The organism is Modestobacter versicolor (genome assembly GCF_014195485.1).
Classification (GTDB): Bacteria; Actinomycetota; Actinomycetes; order Mycobacteriales; family Geodermatophilaceae; genus Modestobacter; species Modestobacter versicolor.
This window is the reverse complement of sequence record NZ_JACIBU010000001.1, coordinates 3536440-3554559: the sequence shown is the minus strand read 5'-3', so window position 1 is coordinate 3554559 and position 18120 is coordinate 3536440. Positions and strand designations below refer to the sequence as shown.

General features: G+C 75.2%; 17 protein-coding genes. 9 read left to right on the top strand and 8 right to left on the bottom strand.

The features are described 5' to 3' along the window. Positions 1 to 10: 10 nt before the first annotated feature. Both FHX36_RS17365 and FHX36_RS17360 read left to right on the top strand, forming a co-directional pair. Positions 11 to 904: a 3-methyladenine DNA glycosylase gene (locus tag FHX36_RS17365; protein ID WP_258373063.1), complete on the top strand. Its 894-nt coding sequence runs from the start codon at positions 11 to 13 to the stop codon at positions 902 to 904. A gap of 17 nt (positions 905 to 921) precedes the next feature. Further along, positions 922 to 1761 (top strand): tyrosine-protein phosphatase, encoded by an 840-nt coding sequence (locus FHX36_RS17360; RefSeq protein ID WP_110554278.1) that lies wholly within the window; start codon positions 922 to 924, stop codon positions 1759 to 1761. Between the two features lie 141 nt (positions 1762 to 1902). Here FHX36_RS17360 and FHX36_RS17355 read toward each other — a convergent pair whose 3' ends face one another. Both FHX36_RS17355 and FHX36_RS17350 read right to left on the bottom strand, forming a co-directional pair. After that, positions 1903 to 2058, bottom strand: a complete 156-nt coding sequence (locus FHX36_RS17355; protein WP_181428958.1) for a hypothetical protein — start codon at positions 2056 to 2058, stop codon at positions 1903 to 1905. Positions 2059 to 2380: 322 nt separating this feature from the next. Next, positions 2381 to 4096, bottom strand: coding sequence for a phosphoenolpyruvate--protein phosphotransferase (locus FHX36_RS17350; RefSeq protein WP_183513944.1), 1716 nt, complete (start codon positions 4094 to 4096; stop codon positions 2381 to 2383). 291 nt (positions 4097 to 4387) lie between these two features. Between FHX36_RS17350 and FHX36_RS17345 the strand changes: the two genes are divergently transcribed. From FHX36_RS17345 to FHX36_RS17325, 5 genes are all read left to right on the top strand, one after another. Next, a complete protein-coding gene (locus tag FHX36_RS17345) occupies positions 4388 to 5155 on the top strand; it encodes a DeoR/GlpR family DNA-binding transcription regulator (RefSeq protein ID WP_110554047.1) in 768 nt (255 codons plus the stop codon). Next, on the top strand, positions 5152 to 6180 hold the full coding sequence (locus tag FHX36_RS17340) for a 1-phosphofructokinase family hexose kinase (protein WP_110554046.1): 1029 nt from the start codon (positions 5152 to 5154) through the stop codon (positions 6178 to 6180). The genes FHX36_RS17345 and FHX36_RS17340 overlap by 4 nt, the downstream gene beginning before the upstream one ends. A 20-nt stretch (positions 6181 to 6200) precedes the next feature. After that, positions 6201 to 8315, top strand: a complete 2115-nt coding sequence (locus FHX36_RS17335) for a PTS fructose transporter subunit IIABC (protein ID WP_183513942.1) — start codon at positions 6201 to 6203, stop codon at positions 8313 to 8315. A 44-nt stretch (positions 8316 to 8359) separates the two neighbouring features. Beyond that, the gene (locus FHX36_RS17330) at positions 8360 to 8620 is read left to right on the top strand and encodes an HPr family phosphocarrier protein (RefSeq protein ID WP_110552327.1); all 261 of its coding nucleotides are present in this window, start codon (positions 8360 to 8362) and stop codon (positions 8618 to 8620) included. Positions 8621 to 8708: 88 nt separating this feature from the next. After that, on the top strand, positions 8709 to 9494 hold the full coding sequence (locus FHX36_RS17325) for a phosphotransferase family protein (protein WP_220035939.1): 786 nt from the start codon (positions 8709 to 8711) through the stop codon (positions 9492 to 9494). A gap of 143 nt (positions 9495 to 9637) precedes the next feature. Here FHX36_RS17325 and FHX36_RS17320 read toward each other — a convergent pair whose 3' ends face one another. The 6 genes from FHX36_RS17320 to pdhA all read right to left on the bottom strand — a co-directional run bounded on the left by FHX36_RS17320 (position 9638) and on the right by pdhA (position 15407). Beyond that, positions 9638 to 10099 carry an SRPBCC family protein gene (locus FHX36_RS17320; protein WP_110552328.1) on the bottom strand — a complete coding sequence of 154 codons (462 nt, stop codon included), beginning with the start codon at positions 10097 to 10099 and terminating at the stop codon, positions 9638 to 9640. Positions 10100 to 10211: 112 nt separating this feature from the next. Beyond that, positions 10212 to 11402: an AGE family epimerase/isomerase gene (locus FHX36_RS17315; protein WP_110552329.1), complete on the bottom strand. Its 1191-nt coding sequence runs from the start codon at positions 11400 to 11402 to the stop codon at positions 10212 to 10214. Between the two features lie 22 nt (positions 11403 to 11424). Next, the gene (locus FHX36_RS17310) at positions 11425 to 11793 is read right to left on the bottom strand and encodes a hypothetical protein (RefSeq protein WP_146251594.1); all 369 of its coding nucleotides are present in this window, start codon (positions 11791 to 11793) and stop codon (positions 11425 to 11427) included. A gap of 4 nt (positions 11794 to 11797) precedes the next feature. Further along, complete coding sequence (locus tag FHX36_RS17305; RefSeq protein WP_110552331.1) at positions 11798 to 13291, bottom strand: dihydrolipoamide acetyltransferase family protein; 1494 nt, start codon at positions 13289 to 13291, stop codon at positions 11798 to 11800. Continuing rightward, on the bottom strand, positions 13291 to 14271 hold the full coding sequence (locus FHX36_RS17300; protein ID WP_110552332.1) for an alpha-ketoacid dehydrogenase subunit beta: 981 nt from the start codon (positions 14269 to 14271) through the stop codon (positions 13291 to 13293). The genes FHX36_RS17305 and FHX36_RS17300 overlap by 1 nt, the downstream gene beginning before the upstream one ends. Continuing rightward, positions 14268 to 15407 (bottom strand): pyruvate dehydrogenase (acetyl-transferring) E1 component subunit alpha, encoded by a 1140-nt coding sequence (pdhA, locus tag FHX36_RS17295; protein ID WP_110552333.1) that lies wholly within the window; start codon positions 15405 to 15407, stop codon positions 14268 to 14270. Before pdhA ends, FHX36_RS17300 begins: the two co-directional genes overlap by 4 nt. Before the next feature lie 213 nt (positions 15408 to 15620). On the opposite strand from pdhA, the gene FHX36_RS17290 reads away from it, so the two are divergent. Then, complete coding sequence (locus FHX36_RS17290) at positions 15621 to 16121, top strand: Lrp/AsnC family transcriptional regulator (protein ID WP_110552334.1); 501 nt, start codon at positions 15621 to 15623, stop codon at positions 16119 to 16121. A gap of 61 nt (positions 16122 to 16182) precedes the next feature. Next, positions 16183 to 18120 (top strand): alpha/beta fold hydrolase, encoded by a 1938-nt coding sequence (locus FHX36_RS17285; RefSeq protein WP_110552335.1) that lies wholly within the window; start codon positions 16183 to 16185, stop codon positions 18118 to 18120.

The window sequence follows — 18120 nt, the reverse complement described above, 5'->3', positions numbered from 1 at the left end:
CGCTGGTCCGGTGCCGTCCGTCCTCTCCCCCGCGCCCGCAGTGCTGGCCCCGGCGGAGTGGACGGCGCGGGAGGCCGCCCACCAGGCACGGGTCGACGCCTGGGTGGTGCCGCACCAGCAGCGCCGCCGGGACGGCGTCGCCCACCCGGTCTGGGACTTCCTCTTCACCTACTACTCCGAGCCGCCCGGGCGGCTGCGCCGCTGGCACCCCGGCGTGGGCACGGTGCTCACCGGTGACGCCGCCCGCGCCCGGCTGGCCTGGCCGTTCTACGCGGAGGTGCCCGGCGGGGTCGCCGTCGACGTCGAGGCGTTCCTGGCCAGGCGCCGCGTCGCCATCGGCTGGGTGCACGGCCTGCTGTCGGCGACGGCCGGCCGGACGGCGCAGTTCGGCTGCTTCGGGCTGCACGAGTGGGCGATGCTCTACCGCCCCGGCGAGGGCGAGGTGCGGCACGAGCAGCTGCCGCTGCGGCTGGGCCAGGCCGGCACCGACGCGGTCGTCGAGCAGCACAAGGTGCAGTGCAGCCACGTCGATGCGTACCGGTTCTTCACCCGCGCCGGCGCGCCGCGCAACACGCTGACGCCGACCCGGGACACCCAGGCGCAGCTGGAGCAGCCGGGCTGCCTGCACGCCACGATGGACCTCTACAAGTGGGCCTACAAGCTGAGCCCGGCGGTGCCCGGCGAGCTGCTGGCCGACTGCTTCGCCCTGGCCGCCGACGTCCGCGAGCTGGACATGCGGGCCTCGCCGTACGACCTGGCTGCGCTGGGCTGGACGCCGGTCGCCATCGAGACCCCCGAGGGCAAGGCCGAGTACGTGGCCGCGCAGCGCGGTTTCGCCGCCCGCGGCGCGGCCCTCCGCGTCCGGCTGCTCGACGTGTGCCGGGAGCTGCTCGGCGAGGGCTGACGTCGTACGGTCGGGAGGTGACCTCCACCCGCACCGACCGCTGGCTGCACCTGGACGGGACGACGAACACCCGCGACCTGGGCGGGCTGCCCACCGTCGACGGCGGTGAGACGCAGTTCGGCCGGGTCCTGCGCAGCGACAACCTGCAGACGCTCAGCGAGGCCGACGTGCGCACGCTGGTGGAGGAGGTCGGGCTGACCGAGGTGGTCGACCTGCGCACCACCGCGGAGATCCTGATGGAGGGCCGCAGCCCGCTGCGCGACGTCGACGGGGTCACCCACCGGCACTTCACCCTGCTGCCCGAGCGCGGGATGCGCACCGACGTCTTCGCCGCCGAGGAGTCCGACGAGGAGGTCCGCGCGCAGCTGCCCGCCGACTGGGCGGAGTCGATCCTGCCGCGGCAGGTGGCCGCGGGCGACGAGGGCGAGCCGCCGGCGGTCCGCTCCTACCTGGGCTACCTCACCGACGGCACGGAGAACGTGCTGGCCGCGCTGCGCTCGCTGGCCTCCGGAGGGCCGGGCGCGGCGGTCGTGCACTGCGCGGCGGGCAAGGACCGCACCGGCGTCGTCTGCGCGCTCGCGCTGTCCGTCGCCGGGGTCGAGCCCGCGGCGATCATCGCCGACTACGCCCAGACCGCCGAGGTGATCGAGGCGCTCGTCGCGAAGCTGGCGGCCAGCCCCACCTACGCCGAGGACATGACCGGCCGGGAGATCGCGGTGCACACCCCGCGCGCCGAGACGATGCGCCGGGTGCTGGACCTGCTCGACGAGCGCTGGGGCGGGCCGATCGGTTGGCTCGAGGCGCACGGCTTCGGCGCCGACGAGCAGGCCGCGCTCCGCACCCGCCTCCGCGGCTGACCCACCCCGGGGACGACTCGACCCCGCCTCCGAGCGGAGGGCGGGGTCGTCGTGGTGCGGTCCCAGGTCACGTCCTGGAACGGCCCCTTCGCAGGGGCCCGCCGCGAGCGTGCGAGCGGTGGGGGGCGAAGGGGTCCTTCTTCAGCGGATGACGTTGGTGAACTGGCTGCTGTTGGCCAGGGTCAGCAGGTCGTCGCGCATGGCGGGGCTGCTGCTGCGGGCGACGGCGGCCGCGAGGGCCCGCCGCGTACGCGACGCCTGCCGACGCTGACGCCAGCTGGAGGTCACGCTGCTCATGTCACTGCCTTCTTCCGGTGGTCCTGAGTGGTTGTTACGCCTGTATTAAAGCAGGCGGGACGGCAGATATTCCATCGGATCGCAGGGCGTGTCGCTGTAGCCACCGATGGATTCATCACTCGGAGGGGGTAGTCGCCATAGATCCGTCACCTCACGGCCACCTCCGGAGTGACCCGCCTCACCACCCGGCTCCCTCACCCCGGAGATGGCCATGTCCGGGCGCTGCAGGACCCCGGAGAAGGCCATGTTCGGGGCCGAGGAGCCCGGACGTGGCAGAGCCCCGCCGGTCAGCATCGACCGGCGGGGCTCTGGGCTCGAGCGGTCAGGCGCCGGCGAGCACCTCGCGGACGGCGGCGCGCGCCGATGCCGGGTCGGCGGCGGCCAGCGCGACCTCGGCGGCCCGCTGGCAGGTCGCGAGGTCCACCGTCGCCAGCCGGGCACCGACACCGGCCACCGAGGAGGCGGCGCAGGACAGCGAGGAGATGCCCATCCCGACCAGCACGCAGGCCAGCACCGGGTCGGCCGCCGCCTCGCCGCAGACGCCCACCGGCTTCCCGGCTCGCTGCCCGGCCGCCGCGGTGGCCTGCACCAGCGCCAGCAGCGCCGGCTGCCACGGGTCGGTGAGGTCGGCCAGGTCGGCGGAGAGCCGGTCGGCGGCCAGCGTGTACTGCGACAGGTCGTTGGTGCCGATCGACAGGAAGTCCAGGTGCTCGAGGAACCGGTCGGCGAGCACCGCGACCGAGGGCACCTCGACCATCACGCCGGGCACCATCCCGCGCTCGCGCACCTGCGCGGCGAAGTCGGCGGCCTCGGCCACGGTGGCCACCATCGGCGCCATCACCCACGGCTTCGCGCCGGTGGCCTCGGCGGCCTGGGCCACGGCGTCGAGCTGGTGGGTGAGCAGGCCGGGGTCGCGGCGGGCGGTGCGCAGCCCGCGGACGCCGAGCGCCGGGTTGGCCTCGTCCGGCGGGGTGGCGAAGGGCAGCGGCTTGTCCGAGCCGGCGTCCAGGGTGCGCAGCACGACCTTCCCGCCGGGGAAGGCGGCGAAGACGCCGGCGTAGATGCCCGCCTGCTCCTCCACCGAGGGCTCCTCGGTGCGGCCGAAGAAGGCCAGCTCGGTGCGGAGCAGCCCGACCCCCTCGGCGTGCGCGGCCGCGGCCGCCTGCGCGCCGGCGCCGTCCTGCACGTTGGCCAGCACCTGCACCGGGTGGCCGTCGCGGGTGGCGCCCGGGCCGCGGTAGCCGGCCAGCGAGGCAGCCGCCTCGCGGGAGGTGGCCACCCGGGACTCGGCCTCGGCCCGGTCGGGGTCGACGGTCACGGTGCCGCGCTCGCCGTCGACCAGCACGACCGCACCCTCGGGGACGTCGGACAGCCCGCCGACGCCGACCACGCAGGGCAGGCCGAGCTGGCGGGCGATGATCGCGGTGTGGCTGGTCGCGCCGCCCAGCCGGGTGGCCAGCGCGACGATCCGGGTGGGGTCGAGACCCGCGGTGTCGGCCGGGGCCAGGTCGTCGGCGAGCAGCACCGACGGCGTCTCCGGCATCGGCACGCCGGGCTCGCCCTGGCCGGTGAGCTCGGCGACGATCCGGTCGCGCACGTCGCGGACGTCGGTGGCCCGCTCGGCCATCACGCCGCCCAGGCTGGTGAACAGCTCGACGAACTGCTCGGCGGCCCCGACGGTGGCCACCTCGGCCGAGGCGCCGTCACCGATGCGCTGCTCGACGGTGGAGAGCAGGCCTCGGTCGCGGGCCAGCTGCGCGGTCGTGTTGAGCACCTCGGCGCTCACCCCGGTGGCCGCGGCGGCGCGGCCGGCGAGCCGCTCGGCGACGGCGTCGGCGGCTGCGGTGAACCGGTCCTTCTCGGCGGCGCGCTGCTCCTCGGGGATCCACGGGCCCTTGGTCGCCGGCAGCTCGACGGCCCCGACGGGGCGCACGACGGGCCCCAGTGCCACCCCGGGGACGACGGGGGTCCCGGTCAGCACGGTGGCTCCGGCCAGGCCCTCCGAGGAGAGCCGGGTACCGGTCGGGGTGGTGGACATGCGTGGCCTCACTGTCTGCTCGTACCCGGCGGGGCCCGCCCGGGGACGGGCGGCGTCGTGGCTGGCTCGTTGGGTGGTCGTGCTGGTGGTGCGGACTGCGGAGCGGCGCAGCGACGATGGTGCGTGCCGGTGACCAGAGTCACGACTCCACCTTGACTTGTCAACTGATCCCACGTAGAACAACATGAACACAGCCCGGATCCCACACGATCGGGCATGGCCGTGGAGCAGAGACGCAGCGATCGGCCCACCGCCGACGGACCCGGAGCAGCGCCGCCCAGGGAGGTGACCGTGTACGCCGAAGAACGCCAGCAGGCCATCGCCGGCCTGGTCACCCAGCGCGGCCGGGTGGCCGTCACCGCCGTCGCCGAGCACTTCGGGGTGACCACCGAGACCGTGCGCCGCGACCTCGCCGTCCTGGAGCGTGCCGGGATGCTGCGCCGGGTGCACGGTGGCGCCGTCCCGGCCGGCACGCTGACCGTGGTCGAGCCGGGCCTCGGGGAGCGGCGCGGCACCCGCACCGACGCCAAGCGCCGGATCGCCGCCGCGGCCCTCGCGCTGCTCCCGGGCAGCTCCGGCTCGGTGATCCTGGACGGCGGCAGCACCACCGCCGCGCTGGCCGAGCTGCTCCCCGCCGACCGGGCCCTGGTCGCCGCGACGAACTCGGTGCCGATCGCCGCCCGGCTGGCCGGCGCCTCCGGGATCACCCTGCACGTGCTGGGCGGGCGGGTCCGCGGGATCACCCAGTCCGCGGTCGGTGAGTCCACGGTGGCCGCGCTGACCGACCTGCGCGCCGACGTCGTCTTCCTCGGCACCAACGGGATCAGCGCCGGGCACGGCTTCTCCACCCCCGACGAGGCCGAGGCCGCGGTGAAGCGGGCGATGGCCCGGGCCGGGCAGCGGGTGGTCGTGCTCGGCGACAGCAGCAAGCTCGGCCGCGAGCACCTGGTGCGCTTCGCGGCCGTCGAGGACGTCGACGTCCTGGTGACCGACGACGAGGCCGACCCGGCCGTCGTCGCCGAACTCGAAGCTCAGGGGATCGAGGTGCTCGTCGCATGAGGACGTCCTCCGCCGGGACCGGCGGGTGGGTGGTCACGCTGACCGCCAACCCCAGCCTGGACCGCACGCTGGACCTGCCCGGGCCGCTGGAGCGCGGCACCGTGACCCGCCTGGGGCCCAGCCACACCGAGCCCGGCGGCAAGGGCGTCAACGTCTCCCGGGCCATCGCCGCCGCCGGGGTCGACGTCGTCTCCGTGCTGCCCGCGGCCGACGACGACCCGGTCGTCCGGGCGCTGCAGGCCCTCGGCCTGCGGCTGGCCAGCGTGCCGATCGGCACCCCGGTGCGCACCAACTACACGCTCACCGAGCCCGACGGGACGACGACCAAGCTCAACGAGCCCGGCGCCCGGCTGGACGCGACGGCGCTCGCCGCCCTGGAGGCCGCGGTGCACGAGCACGCGGTCGGCGCCCGCTGGGTCGTGCTCTCCGGGTCGCTGCCGCCCGGCGCGCCGCTGGACTGGTACGCCACGCTGGTCCGCTCGCTGCGCAGCACCGGCGCCCGGATCGCCGTCGACACCTCCGAGGCGCCGCTGCTGGCCCTGCTCGCCGCCGGCCCCGACGCCGTCCCGGACCTGCTCAAGCCCAACACCGAGGAGCTGGCCCAGCTGGCCGGCCTGCCCGAGGAGGCGGTGACCGGCGACCCGGCCACCGCGCTGGCCGCGGTGGCCGCGCTGCACGACCGCGGGGTGGCCGAGGTGCTGCTCACCCTGGGCGGCGAGGGCGCGGTCCTCTCGACCGCCGAGGGCGTCTGGTCGGCCCGCCCGCCCGAGATCACCGTGCGCAGCACGGTCGGCGCCGGCGACTCCAGCCTGGCCGGGTACGTGCTCGCCGACCTGGCCGGCCTCGACCCGGCCGGCCGGCTGCGGAACGCCGTCGCATACGGCTCGGCCAGCGCCGCGCTGCCGGGGTCCGCCGTCCCGACCCCCGCCCAGGCCGACCCGGCCGCCGTCACCGTGACACCCGGCCTGACCGGCCACCCAGCTCCCGCCGAGGCCGTCCCGGCCGCCGGTGCCGACGCCCGCTGAGAACCCCGGGGGAACCACCCATGTCCGCACTCATCACGACCGAGCTGGTGGCGCTCGACGCCGACCTCGGTCCCGACAAGGACTCCGTCGTCCGCCGGCTCGCCGGGCTCGTCGCCGGCGCCGGGCGCGCGACCGGCGCCGAGGCGCTGCACGACGACGCGATGGCCCGGGAGGCGAAGGCCGCCACCGGTCTGCCCGGCGGCATCGCGATCCCGCACTGCCGCTCGGCGGCGGTGACCCAGGCATCGCTGGCCTTCGCGCGACTGGACCCGAAGGTCGACTTCGGCGCGCCGGACGGCCCCGCCGACCTCGCCTTCCTCATCGCCGCGCCCGAGCACGGCGACGCCGACCACCTGACCCTGCTCACCGCGCTGGCCCGCGCCCTGGTGCGGCCGGAGTTCGTCGCCTCGCTGCGAGCGGCCGGCTCCGCGGAGGAGGTCGTCCAGCTGGTGCAGGACGTCGTCTCCCCCGCACCCGTCGCCGCCACCACCGGGGCCACGGCCGCCGCCGCCCCCGCCACCGCACCGGCGGCCGGCGCCGCTCAGTCGGCGCGCAGCCTCGTGGCCGTCAGCGCCTGCCCGACCGGCATCGCGCACACCTACATGGCCGCCGACAAGCTCACCGCCGCGGCGAAGGAGATGGGCGTCGAGCTGCACGTGGAGACCCAGGGCTCGTCCGGGTCCACGCCGCTGGACCCGTCGGTGATCAGCAAGGCGGCCGCCGTCATCTTCGCCGTCGACGTCGGGGTCAAGGACCGCGACCGCTTCGCCGGCAAGCCCCTCGTGCAGTCGGGCACCAAGCGGGCGATGAACGAGCCGGAGGTGATGATCCGCGAGGCGCTGGCCGCTGCCGACGACCCGGCCGCCCGCCGGGTGCCGGGCACCGCCACCGACGGCGCCGCCTCGGCAGCGAGCGGCGAGCGCCCGAAGACCGGCGCGGAGATCCGCCGCTGGCTGCTCACCGGCGTCAGCTACATGATCCCGTTCGTCGCGGCCGGCGGTCTGCTCATCGCGCTGGGCTTCCTCTTCGGCGGGTACCAGATCGTCAACGGCGACCCCAGCAGCGACGCGGGCCAGAGCTTCGCCCAGAACTGGGCGCTCAACAACAGCTTCTTCAACCTGCCCGACGCCCCGAGCCTGGAGGGCCTCAACGACGGCTTCCTCGGCTACCTCGGCGCGCTGTGCACCGTGCTGGGGCAGGCGGCGTTCACCTTCCTGGTGCCGGCGCTGGCCGGGTACATCGCCTACGCGATCGCCGACCGCCCGGGGATCGTGCCGGGCTTCGTCGTCGGCGCCATCTCGGTCACCCTCAACGCCGGCTTCCTCGGCGGGCTGGTGGGCGGCATCATCGCCGGGTTCGCCGCGCTGTGGATCAGCCGCTGGAAGCTGCCCACGTTCGCCCGCGGCCTGCAGCCGGTCGTGATCATCCCGTTGCTGGCCACGCTGATCTCCAGCGGCCTGATGGTCGCCGTGCTGGGCCGCCCGCTGGCCAACGTCCTCAGCGGGCTCACCGACTTCCTCAACGGCCTGACCGGCACCTCGGCGTTCCTGCTCGGGCTCATCCTCGGCCTGATGATGTGCTTCGACCTGGGCGGCCCGGTCAACAAGGCGGCCTACCTCTTCGCCACCACCGGCCTCACCGCCGACGCCAGCCGGGGCTCGCTGGTGATCATGGCCACCGTGATGGCGGCCGGCATGGTGCCGCCGCTGGCCATGGCGCTGTCCACCGCGATCCGGCCCCGGCTGTACACCGAGGCCGAGCGCGACCAGGGCAAGGCCGCCTGGCTGCTCGGCGCCTCGTTCATCTCCGAGGGCGCGATCCCCTTCGCCGCCGCCGACCCGCTGCGGGTGATCCCGTCGATGATGCTCGGCGGGGCCACCACCGGCGCGTTCGTGGCCACCGCGGGCATCGAGCTGCGGGCGCCGCACGGCGGCGTGTTCGTCTTCTTCGCCATGAGCAACGCGGTGCTCTTCGTCGTCGCGGTCCTCGTCGGCGCGGTCGTCGGCGCGCTGGCCGTCACCCTGGCCAAGAGCCTCGGCGGCCGGAAGAGCGACGGCGTCCCCGAGGACGCCGAGGACCTGGCGCACGCCCACAGCCCCGGGACGACGACGCCGGCGCGACCGGCAGCCGTCTGACCGGCACAATGATCACAGCACTCGACCTCAGAAAGCAGGCACCGATGCCCTCGAAGACCGTGACCGTCGGCTCCGCCGTCGGCCTGCACGCCCGGCCCGCCGCGCTCATCGCCGAGGCGGTGTCCAAGTCCGGCGTGCCGGTCACCCTGGCCACTCCCGGCGGCAACGCGATCGACGCCGGCTCACCCCTGATGATCATGACCCTCGGCGCCAAGCAGGGCACCGAGGTCACCGTGAGCAGCGACGACGAGGCGGTGCTCGGCCAGATCGCCGACATGGTCGCCGCCGATCTCGACGCCGACTAGCAGGAGCGCGACGACGGCGCCCGTCCCCCACGGGGGCGGGCGCCGTCGTCGTCTCCCGGGCCTGGGGATCCGGTGCCACGCTGGCCGGGTGGAGCCGACCAGCAGGGAACGCGCGGTGGCCTGCCTGCGCCGACTCGCCCCCGAGCTGGGCGACGCCGACCTGCGGGAGCTGGGGTCCGGGACGGACAACACCGCCTACCTCGCGGGCGATCTGGTGCTGCGCGTGAGCAACGGGCCGGACGTCGCACGCGAGGCCCGGTTGCTGCAGCTCGTGGCGCCCCGGGTGTCCCTCCCGGTGCCGACGCCGGTCGTCGTCGACGAGGCCGGTGGTGTCCTGGCCTACCCGGGCCTGCCGGGCCGCCCGCTGCTCGGCCACACCCCCGCGCCCGGTCACGCCCGGGCGCTCGGGCGCTTCCTCCGCGAGCTGCACGCGATCGACGCGACCGGCCTCGCACCGGTCGACGACGACGACCCGGTCGAGTGGCTGGCCGACCTCGACGGGCCGGCGGACCTGCTCCGGGTGGTGGAGGCCACCGTGCCGCCCCTGGCCGGGCAGCGCGTCCTGGCCCACGCCGACCTCGGCGCCGAGCACGTGCTGGCGGCCGGCGCGGAGCTGACCGGGGTGATCGACTGGTCCGACGCCGCCGTCACCGACCCGGCGCTCGACTTTGCCCGGCCGTACCGGGACTTCGGCCCGGACTTCCTGGCCGGGCTGCTGGCGGCCTACGGGCCCGACGCCCCGGACCTCCCCCGGATCCGCTGGTACGCCCGCTGTGCCGCGCTGGAGGACCTCGCCTACGCGCGGCGCAGCGGACGGACGGCCTACGGCGCCGCGGCCCGGCGCAGCCTGTCCTGGCTGTTCCCGCTCGTCTGACCGCCGGGGCCGGTCAGGCCGGCCGGCGGGCAGGGCCTCGCCGTGAGCGCGTGCGCCAGGTGCGCTGGGCGCCGTCCTCGTCGCGACGGCGCCCGCCCCCTCGCAGGAGGGGACGGGCGCCGTGGGTCATGCGAGGTGCGTGCTCAGCCCTCGCGGGGGATGTCGCCGCGCCAGGCACCGGTCTCGGTGCCACGGCTCTCGATGAACTCCTTGAAGCGCTTCACGTCGGCGGTGATCTGCCGGTCGTCGACGCCGACCGCGGCACCGACCTTCTCCACCACGCCCTGCGGCTCCCAGTCCAGCTGGACCATCACCCGGGTCGTGGTGTCGCTGATCTTGTGGAAGGTGACGACGCCGGCGTGCGGGGTGTCGCCGTTCGTCGTCTTCCAGGCCACCCGCTCGTCGGGGTGCTGCTCGGTGATCTCGGCGTCGAACTCGCGCTCGACACCGGCGATCTTGGTGACCCAGTGGGTGCGCCGCTCGTCGAGCTGGGTGATGCGCTCGACGCCGTTCATGAACTGCGGGAACGACTCGAACTGCGTCCACTGGTCGTAGACCTGCCGGATCGGCACGTCCACGTCGATCGACTTCTCCACGTTCGCCATGGGGAGTCCTCCTCTGCTCGGTGGTCTCGTAGCTCCACAGAGCCCCTACCCGGCCGTTTGCCCTCGACACACCGCGGGTGCGCCGGGCCACGGGCGGCGCCGACCCGGAGCGCTAGGCCCCCTGCGGGGCCGCGAGCAGGGCGCCGATGACGCTGCCGCGGACCGGGCGGCCGGGCAGCAGCAGCATCTGCACCAGGTGGTAGGCGTCCGGCTTGCCGGCCCAGGTGCCGGTGCCGACGGCGCCCTCGGGGGTCAGCTCGTGGTGCCAGCTGCCCACGGCCGGGTCCAGGAACCGCCGCTCGCCCAGCTCCGCCCACCGGCGCTGCAGGGTGAGCGCGCGGGGGTCGCCGGTCACCGCGTACCGCACCGCCGCCGCGGCGACCGCCTCGCAGACCACCCAGTGCATCCGGGCGCCGACGACCGGTCGGTCCGCCCAGTCCAGCGTGTACGGGAAGCCCTCGTGCCCGTCGGCGGCCCAGCCGCGCTCGGCCGCGGCCAGGAACAGCCGGTCGGCGTCGGTGTGCAGCCAACCGGGCGCGTGCTCGCCCAGCGCAGCGGCCAGGTGCAGGCACAGCCGGGCCCACTCGAACTGGTGCCCGATGGTGATCCCGTAGGGCCGGAACGGGTCGGCGGGCCGGTCCCGGTTGAACTCCGGCAGCGGCTCCCACGTGCTGGTGAAGTGCTCGGGCAGCCGCCAGTCGCGCTCCCGGGCCCAACCGTGCACGATCCGCTCGGTCGCCCGCAGCGCGTGGGTGCGCAGCCGGGCAGCGGTGCCGGGGTCGGTGGGCGCGAGGGCGTCGGCCGCGGCCAGGGCGGCCTCCACGCCGTGCATGTTGGCGTTGGCGCCGCGGTAGTCCTCGGGCGTCGTCCAGCTGCGGTCGAACGACTCCCGGGCCAGGCCCTCGTCGTCGTCCCAGAACCGCTGCTCCCAGACGCCCAGCGCCTCGTCCAGCAGCTCCCGGCCACCGGGCACGCCCGCGGCGGTGGAGGTGGCGCCGGCGAGGACGGCGAAGGCGTGCACGTACGCGGCCTTGGTGTCGTCGTCGGTGGCCGCCCGCCAGCCGCCGTGCTCGGCGTCGTGCAGCGGGCCGTCGCGCAGCTCGGCCACGCCGTGCGCGGCCAGCTCCGCCGCTCCGGGGTCGCCGAGGATGGTGGCCAGCCCGAAGACGTGGGTCATCCGGGCGGTGATCCAGGTCTCCACCGGGCGGTCGGGCAGCACCGTGCCGTCGTCGCCGGCGTACCCGAACCCGCCGGGTACCCGGGAACGGGCAGCGAAGGACAGCAGCCGGGCGAGATCGGTCACCAGGGCACGCTAGCGGGCGCCGTCACGGCCGACGACGGGGCGCGAGGACGGTGGGCGCCAGCCGCACCGTCACCACCGCGACGGCCACCAGCGCGACCAGCCGCACCAGCCCGGCACCGATGTTCGCGCCACCCCCGGTGCCGGTCGCCCAGGTGACCAGCTCCACGGTCACCAGCACGGCCACGGCGCCCAGCACGACCACGCCGGCCGTGCGGGCCGCGCCGAGCAGCAGCACCCCGCCGACCAGCGCGGCGAGGTGGCCGGCGACCTGCAGCACCACGGGAGCCGCCCCCTGCTGCAGACCCGGCCGGCTGCCGCTCACCACGATGGCGGCCGCGGTGAGCAGCACGAACGCGAGCAGCGCGGCCATCGCCGCCCGGCGCCTGCCCACGACGTCAGAAGACGAGCGCGGTGCCGGGGTCGTGCAGCAGCGCCCCGACGTCGGCGAGGAACCGCGACCCCAGCTCGCCGTCGATGATCCGGTGGTCGAAGGAGAGCGCCAGCTGGGTGACCTTGCGCGGCACGACCTTGCCCTTGTGCACCCACGGCATGTCGCGGATCGCCCCGAACGCCAGGATCGCCGACTCGCCGGGGTTGAGGATCGGCGTGCCGGTGTCGACGCCGAACACCCCGACGTTGGTGATCGTGATCGTGCCACCGGACATCTCCGCGGGCTGCGTCTTCCCGGCCCGGGCGGTCGCGGTGAGGTCGGTGAGCGCCCCGGCCAGCTCGGCGAGGGACAGCCGGCCGGCGTCCTTGATGTTCGGCACGACCAGCCCGCGCGGCGTCGCCGCGGCGATGCCCAGGTTCACCGCACCGTGGACGACGATCTCCTGCGCCGCCTCGTCCCAGGAGCTGTTGACCATCGGGTGCCGCCCTGCTGCGAGCAGCAGCGCCTTGGCGACGAACAGCAGCGGGCTGACCTTGACGCCGGCGAGCTCGGGCCGGAGGGCGAGCCGCTCGCGCAGCTTCATCATCCGGGTGACGTCGACGGTCAGGAACTCGGTGACGTGCGGGGCGGTGAACGCGCTGGCCACCATCGCGGCGGCGGTGTGCTTTCGGACGCCCTTGATCGGGATCCGGGTGTCCCGGTTCCCGGTTTCGGCGCCGAAACCTGAGGGAGCCGGGGACGTAGGGGTGGCCAGGGCGGCGTCGACGTCGGCGCGGGTGATCACGCCGCCCGCGCCGGTGCCGGTGACCGTGGAGAGGTCGATGCCGAGGTCCTTGGCGTACTTGCGCACCGGCGGCTTGGCCAGCGGGCGCAGCGCGCCGCGACCGGGGGCCGAGGAGGTGACCGGCGCCGGGGCGGCGTCGGCGGCGGTCGCGTGGGCCTCCGCGGCGCGGCCGGTCTCCAGCCCGCCGTGCCGGACCGGCTTTACCGTCGCGTCGGGTGCGGTGGCCAGCAGCGGCGGGCGGTCCGAGCCGGAGCCGTAGTCGGCCTCGGGCAGCACCTGCGGTGCGGTGGCCCGGGTGGCCGCGGCGGCACCGTTGCGGCGCGGACGGCGGCGGGCCTCGGTGCTGCGCGGCCCGTAGCCGACCAGCACCGCGGTGCGGCCGTTGGCGTTGGTCTCCCCGATCAGCCCGGAACCGGTGGCCTCGGCGGCCGCGGCCGGGGCGGCGGAGGGGGCCGCGGCCGGGGCGTCGCCGCCGATGTCGATGGTGATGATCGGGGCACCGACGTCGACCGTCGTCCCGGGCTCGAACAGCAGCTCGGTGACCGTGCCGGCGAACGGGCTGGGCAGCTCGACGGCGGCCTTCGCCGTCTCGACCTCGCAGAGCGGCTGGTTCACCGTGACCGTGTCGCCCACGGCGACCAGCCAGGACAGGATCTCGCCCTCGGTGAGGCCCTCGCCGACGTCCGGCAGCTTGAACTGGCGCAGGTCGGCCATCAGAACCCCAGCGATCGGTCGACGGCGTCGAGCACGCGGTCGAGGTCGGGGAGGTACTCCTCCTCCAGCTTGGACGGCGGGTAGGGGGTGTCGTACCCGCCGACCCGCAGCACCGGGGCCTCCAGCGAGTGGAAGCAGGTCTCGGTGACCCGGGCGGCGATCTCCGCGCCGAGGCCGAGGGTGGTGGGCGCCTCGTGCACGACGACGCAGCGGCCGGTGCGCCGCACCGAGGCGTAGACCGGCTCGAGGTCCAGCGGGGAGAGCGTGCGCAGGTCGACGACCTCCAGCGAGCGGCCCTCCTCCGCGGCGGCCTCGGCGGCCTGCAGGGCGGTCTTCACCATCGGGCCGTAGGCGAGCACCGTGACGTCGTCGCCGCCGCGGAGCACCCGGGAGGCGAACAGCGGGTCCGGGGTGGCGTCGGTGTCGACCTCCCCCTTCTCCCAGTACCGCCGCTTGGGCTCGAGGAAGACGATCGGGTCGGGGTGGGTGATCGCCTGCTGGATGCCCCAGTAGGCGTCGGACGGCGTGCTGACGGCGACCACCTTGAGGCCGGCGGTGTGCGCGAAGTACGCCTCCGGGCTCTCGCTGTGGTGCTCCACCGCGCCGATGCCGCCGCCGAAGGGGATGCGGATGACGATGGGCATGGGCAGCCGGCCCTTGGAGCGGGCGTGGATCTTGGCGACCTGGGTGACGATCTGGTTGTAGGCGGGGAAGACGAACCCGTCGAACTGGATCTCGCAGACCGGCCGGTAGCCGCGCATCGCCAGGCCGACCGCGGTGCCGAGGATGCCGGCCTCGGCGAGCGGGGTGTCCACGACGCGGGCGTCACCGAAGTCCTTCTGCAGGCCGTCGGTGATCCGGAAGACGCCGCCGAGCTTGCCGATGTCCTCGCCCATGAGCACGACCTTGGCGTCGTCCTCCATCGCCCGGCGCAGGCCGAGGTTGAGCGCCTTGCCGATGGTCAGGGTCTCGGTGCTCACGACTCGGCTCCCTCGAAGGACGCGTGGTAGGCCACGAACTCCTCGCGCTGGCGGGCCAGCTCGGGGGTCTGCTCGGCGTAGACGTGGTCGAAGATCTCGGTGCCGGCCGGGTCGGGCATCTCCAGCGTGCCCTGCCGGATCCGCACGGCCAGCTGGTCGCCCTCGGCGTCGACGGAGGTGAAGAAGTCGGCGTCGGCGATGCCGGACCGGGACAGGTACGCCTTGAGCCGGGCGATCGGGTCGCGCAGCTTCCACTCCTCGAGCTCGCTGGCCAACCGGTAGCGGGTCGGGTCGTCGGAGGTGGTGTGCGCGCCCATCCGGTAGGTGAACGCCTCGATGAAGGTGGGGCCCTGGCCGTCGCGGGCGGCGGCGAGCGCGGCTCGGGTGACGGCCAGGACGGCGAGGACGTCGTTGCCGTCGACCCGCACGCCGGGGAAGCCGAAGCCGGCGGCCCGCCGGAACAGCGGCACCCGGGACTGCCGCTCGATCGGCACGCTGATGGCGTACTGGTTGTTCTGGCAGAAGAAGACCACGGGCGCGGAGAAGGTCGCCGCCCAGATCATCGCCTCGTTGACCTCGCCCTGGCTGGTCGCGCCGTCACCCAGGAACGCCAGGGTGGCGCTCTCCGCGCCGTCGCGCTGCAGGCCCATCGCGTAGCCGGTGGCGTGCAGGGTCTGCGCGCCGATGACCACGGTGTAGAGGTTGAACTTCGTGGCGACCGGGTCCCAGCCGCCCTGGTCGACGCCGCGGAACAGGCTGATCACGTGCAGCGGGTCGACGCCCCGGGTCCACGCGACGCCGTGCTCGCGGTAGGTGGGGAAGGCCATGTCGTCAGCGGCGAGCGCCCGGCCGGCACCGACCTGGGCGGCCTCCTGGCCCAGCAGCGAGGCCCAGATCCCCAGCTCGCCCTGGCGCTGCAGGGCGGTGGCCTCGACGTCCCACCGGCGCACGAGCGCGAGGTCCCGGTACAGCGAGCGCAGCTCGTCGTCGGTGACGTCCAGGGAGTACTCGGGGTGCTCGACGCGCTCACCCTCGGGGGTCAGCAGCTGCACCAGGTCGGGCTGACCGGGCAGGTGGGGGGCGTCGGCCCCGGGTACGGGGTCGACCACCTCGGTGGTCTGCGACAGCGCGCTCATGCCGATCTCCTCGCCGTCTCGCGGGTGCCGGGGTCACCGAGCGCCCGTCGTTGGACGTCCACGCGGCGCCGGGGTGTGGCGCCACTCACACATGGTGGCACGCGGAACCGCTGCAGGAGCAGATCACCACCCGGTCGATCTGCGCAACACCCCCAGCGGTCACTGCGCAGTCTGAGCGGTACTAGGACGTCCTCGCATGTCAGACTGAGCAACGTGCCCGCCGCACCGGACCGCCTGGACGCCACTGACGCCCGGCTGCTCCTCGCCCTGTCGGAGGACCCGCGGGCCACGGTGCTCTCCCTCGCCCAGCAGCTCGGGCTGGCCCGCAACACGGTCCAGGCCCGGCTGGCCCGGCTGGAGTCCGGCGGCGTGCTCGACCCGTTCGAGCGCCGGGTGCGGCCCGAGGCGCTGGGCTACCGGCTCGGTGCCTACGTGACGGTCCAGGTGGTGCAGCGCAGCCTCGCCGACGTCGGCGACGCGCTGGCCGCCATCCCGGAGGTGCTGGAGGTCATCGGGCTCTCCGGCGTGGCCGACCTGCTGGTGCAGGTGGTCGCCGTCGACGCCGACGACCTGTGGCGGATCACCGAGCAGGTGCTGGCGATCCCCGGCGTCCAGCGCACCGACACCAACCTGGCCCTGCGCCGGTTCGTCGACCACCGGATGACCCCGCTGCTGGAACGGGCCGCCGGCACCGACCGCCCCGCGGAGGGCTGACCTCCGGCGGGTCGGTCCGGCGCTGCCGGGGGACGGCGCGGTCCGCGCTCTAGGGTGCCCCGTGCCCTCCGCTGCCCGGCGCCGCTCCCCCGCCACCCGGTGGACGACGCCCCTGGTCGGCGCCCTGCTGCTGGCCGGCTGCACCTCCACGGTGCCCGGGTCGGCCGAGTACGCCCCGCCCGGCTCGGAGGGCCGGGTGGTGCGCGAGCCGTGCCCCCGCAGCTCCTTCGAGTGCATCGACCTCGGGGTGCCGGCCGACCACTTCACCCCCGGGTCGCCCACCTGGGACGTCACCTTCGCGCTGCAGCGCGCCACGGGCGAGCGCCGCGGGGTGTTCGTGGTGGCCACCGGCGGCCCGGGCGCCAGCGGCATCGCCGAGGCCGACCTGCGCGTCGCCGGGCTCCCGGTCGAGGTCACCGAGCACTACGACGTCGTCTTCTTCGACCAGCGGGGCATCGGCCTCTCCGAGCCCTTCCGCTGCGACCGGACGCTCGCCGCCGACACGAGCGGGACCCTGGACACCTCCTCGACCGCCGCCGAGCGCGACGAGTTCGCCCGGGAGAGCGCGCAGCTGGCCCGGGACTGCTTCGCCGAGGCCGGGGTCGACCCCGCCGACGCCGGCCGCTACGCCACCCGCCAGGCCGCCGAGGACCTGGAGGCCTTCCGCGACTGGATCGACGCCGACCAGCTGGTCCTCTACGGCGAGAGCTACGGCACCCAGCTGCAGCAGACCTACGCCGCGGCCCACCCCGACCGGGTCGCCGCCCTGGTCCTGGACGGCGTGGTCGACCTGGCCACCGACGACATGACCTTCGGCCTGGAGGCCGCGCTGGCCTACAGCGGCGTGCTCGGGGCGACCCTGTCGTCCTGCGACGCGCAGCCGACCTGCGCCCGTGACGCCCCGGGGAGCGCGCTGGCCCAGTACGACGCGCTCGCCGGCCAGCTGGCCGCAGCTCCCCAGCCGTACGCCTTCCCGCTCTCCGACGGCCGGCTGGATCCCCGGGAGCTCACCCTGGAGGAGCTCGAGCAGGCCGCCACCTGGTCGATGAGCGACCCGTGGTCGCGCCAGCAGTTCCAGCAGGCGGTCAACGCCGCGGCCACCGGGAACCTGGTACCGCTCGCCCGGCTCGCGTCCGCCGCCGCTGCCGCCGACCCGGACACCGGCGCCGTGGCGAACGACCCGTTCTTCTCCGACGCGCTCTACTACGCCGTCCAGTGCGCCGACTACGACGTCGTCCCGGCCGGCAGCACCGGCCGGGCCCAGCTCGACGTCTGGCTGGAGACCGGTCGGGCGGCCGGCATCGACCAGGCCCGGCTGGACGACGTCTTCTACCAGGACCTGCCCTGCCTGTTCTGGCCGGAGACCGGGGCGGCACCGATCACCCCACCGACCCCCAGCGACCCGCCCTACCCGCTGCTGGCGCTCACCGCCGACAGCGACCCCAACACCCCCACCCAGCAGGCGGAGCGGGTGGTCGCCCGGACCCTCGGGGACGCCGCACTGGTGGTGCAGCAGGGCGGCCCGCACGTCCTCTACGGCCGCGGCGAGCCGTGCGTCGACGAGGCGGTCGAGCAGCTGCTGAGCACCGGCCGGCTGCCCGGGCGCCGGACGGTGTGCCCCGGGGAGGTCGCCGGCGTCTACGGCCCGAACCCCCCGGCCACCGCGGCCGGGTACGCCGACGCGCGGGGCGCCGTCGACGCGGTGCTCGACGCCACCCTGGGCAACGTCACCTACACCTGGTGGGACGGCGCCCGCGACCTCACGATCGGCTGCGACGCCGGCGGTACGGCGACGTACGCGCTCGGCGGCGACGACCTGCGGCTGACGCTGGCGGAGTGCGCCTGGACGGCGGACGTCCCGGTCGACGGCGAGCTGACGGTGGCCGAGGGCGGCTTCGGCGACGCCCGCGGGTCGCTGTCGCTGCCCTTCGCGGAGCTGGACCTGGACGAGACGCAGGACGAGCTGACCGGCACCTTCCGCGGCGCCCCGGTCGGCTGA

What these genes read in the sequence shown, in the direction of transcription:
- FHX36_RS17355 (WP_181428958.1), bottom strand. Translation starts at nt 2,058, where the DNA reads ATGAGCAGCGTGACCTCCAGCTGGCGTCAGCGTCGGCAGGCGTCGCGT.
- FHX36_RS17350 (WP_183513944.1), bottom strand. Translation starts at nt 4,096, where the DNA reads ATGTCCACCACCCCGACCGGTACCCGGCTCTCCTCGGAGGGCCTGGCC.
- FHX36_RS17340 (WP_110554046.1), top strand. Translation starts at nt 5,152, where the DNA reads ATGAGGACGTCCTCCGCCGGGACCGGCGGGTGGGTGGTCACGCTGACC.
- FHX36_RS17335 (WP_183513942.1), top strand. Translation starts at nt 6,201, where the DNA reads ATGTCCGCACTCATCACGACCGAGCTGGTGGCGCTCGACGCCGACCTC.
- FHX36_RS17330 (WP_110552327.1), top strand. Translation starts at nt 8,360, where the DNA reads ATGCCCTCGAAGACCGTGACCGTCGGCTCCGCCGTCGGCCTGCACGCC.
- FHX36_RS17320 (WP_110552328.1), bottom strand. Translation starts at nt 10,099, where the DNA reads ATGGCGAACGTGGAGAAGTCGATCGACGTGGACGTGCCGATCCGGCAG.
- FHX36_RS17305 (WP_110552331.1), bottom strand. Translation starts at nt 13,291, where the DNA reads ATGGCCGACCTGCGCCAGTTCAAGCTGCCGGACGTCGGCGAGGGCCTC.
- pdhA (WP_110552333.1), bottom strand. Translation starts at nt 15,407, where the DNA reads ATGAGCGCGCTGTCGCAGACCACCGAGGTGGTCGACCCCGTACCCGGG.